At 42.4% G+C, this 1998-nt stretch carries 2 protein-coding genes and 1 pseudogene; 1 reads left to right on the plus strand and 2 read right to left on the minus strand.

What is annotated here, in order from left to right; translation table 11 throughout:
- Positions 1-492 precede the first annotated feature (492 nt).
- Positions 493-642 carry a hypothetical protein gene (locus F6K20_RS36150; protein WP_154659694.1) on the plus strand — a complete coding sequence of 50 codons (150 nt, stop codon included), beginning with the start codon at positions 493-495 and terminating at the stop codon, positions 640-642.
- Between the two features lie 55 nt (positions 643-697).
- Here the strand turns inward: F6K20_RS36150 and F6K20_RS36155 are convergent, their stop codons facing one another.
- A complete protein-coding gene (locus F6K20_RS36155; RefSeq protein WP_008180488.1) occupies positions 698-1495 on the minus strand; it encodes an ABC transporter permease in 798 nt (265 codons plus the stop codon).
- Positions 1496-1736: 241 nt separating this feature from the next.
- Positions 1737-1998: pseudogene (locus F6K20_RS36160) on the minus strand (ABC transporter ATP-binding protein); the annotation flags it as partial.

Genomic DNA, 1998 nt, shown 5'->3' on the forward strand with positions numbered 1-1998 from the left:
GTCTCCTCAAGGGGTGGGTTTTCACCACCATCCAAGAAATAGTTAGGATTTCGGGGGTTATCCCGCGAATCCCTTAGCTCATACCCCTCTAGTTTCTAGAGGCTCCTAGCTAAAACGAGCCGCACTATATGTCTGTATCTAATCTGTCTGTCTTTAAAATATAAAACTGTCCAGATTTGGGCTAAAGAACACTATCACCCAGCACCGGACAGGATATAACCAGTCAGGGGTGTTAGGTCAATAGTTGCCTATCCCTGAACTTTCTATAATGTCAGACTACTAGGAAGACAAGAGCAAAATGTCTCAGTTTTTGTCTCAGTTTTGTCTGGTGTTGTTTAACTGACAATGACTAGTCTTAGTTCGATGTCAGAAATTGCTGTAAGAAATTGGTAGGTTTTGAGGAAAGCATTCAGCTATCAGCCTTTGGCCACGCTACGGGAATGGCCACGCTACTTGAGGTGCTTTTGAATAAGCGATGCAGAGGTGCGACCCGTGGCGAATTTAATTACGGGTCAAACGCACCATTACGGTCTTGGGGAGGCAGCGCGGTCTTGGGGGTCCCCCCCACTCGCTATTGCCGTGGTTTCCCCCACTCGCTATTGCATCAAGACAACAGGTAAGCATTCGTTTAATCTGAGTTAAGTCTGCTGACCGCTGACTGCTGACCGCTGACCGCTGACCGCTGAATACTTACATACTAAGAACGCTGAAATCTCAATGCATCAATAGACTGAGCAGTTAGAAAAATACCGATAAAGATGTAACTCAAAAACAGAATTATACTACTAGTATCCAAAACACCCTGAATCAGATTTTTATAATTTTCCAACAACGATAAATGACCTAAGGCTTCTCCAAGCGGTCCACTAACATTTTTAGCAATCAAATCAATCACCCAAAGTCCCAAAACCAAAGCAAAGGTGAGGATTGCTGACAAAATTGAGCTATCAGTTAGGGAAGAAATGAACATCCCCAGAGAAAGCACCGATGCTGCCAGTAAAATTAATCCAACGTGGGCTAGTAAGGGTAGGATAGGTTGAACGGGGGGGTCTGTAGCACTAAATGCGATCGCTTCATAGGCAAGTAAGGGTAGCACCATAAAGCTATAAAATGTCACCACTCCCAAGAGTTTACCCACGGCTACAGCCCAATTCGTTAGTGGAGAAGTTGCCAAAAGTTCCAAAGTCCTGCGCTTGCGTTCCTCAGCATAGAGTCCCATCGACAGAATTGGTAACACAAATAACGACAGTGAACCCATCACTTCCAAGAATTGACGCAAAAATACATAGGCAACATCCACTGGCGGTATCGGTAAACCCAATTGTTCTGCCGTTGCCACTTGGTTAATAATCCCCTCTTGATCCAAAAGAATTTCCACAAAAAAGGAGCCAGACAGCCACCAAAATACACCGGCGATCACATAAGCGAATGGTGAAGCAAAATAGCCCTGTAATTCTTTACGAAAAATGGCTAATATATTGCTAATTATAATCATTTTTTTATTGTATAGAGTAATTTTAAGGTTGAAGGTTTAAGGTTTAAGGTTTAAGGTTTAAGGTTCAATGGTGAAGCTTCAATGGTGAAGGTTAGTTAATTAAGTTGAAGGTTTAAAGTTGAAGGTTAGTTAGTTAAACGATTACTATTATTTAGTTTAATGTTACTTCTTTAAAGGGGGAAAAAATAACTTTCATCCTTCATTATTAATCCTTCATTATTAATTCTTCATTATTAATCCTTCATCCTTCATCAGACTCCTGTAAATCAGGATCTGGTTGAGGCAGTGGTTTTTCGGTGGTAGTCAGTTTCAAAAAGACATCTTCCAGAGTAGCGCGAGTCCGTCGCATTTCGTATATCCCTACACCAGCTCCCACAGTCACAGCTGCAATATCCCGTGCGGGTTCTGCTCCCGGTGCTGATACGATGTGGAATAAAGATCGTCCGCCAGGTAAATTGTGATCATTAACCAGTTCCACCAGGCAAACTCCTGGTATAACTTGT

Origin of the sequence: Moorena sp. SIO2C4, assembly GCF_010672485.1 — a bacterium.
Classification (GTDB): Bacteria; Cyanobacteriota; Cyanobacteriia; order Cyanobacteriales; family Coleofasciculaceae; genus Moorena; species Moorena producens.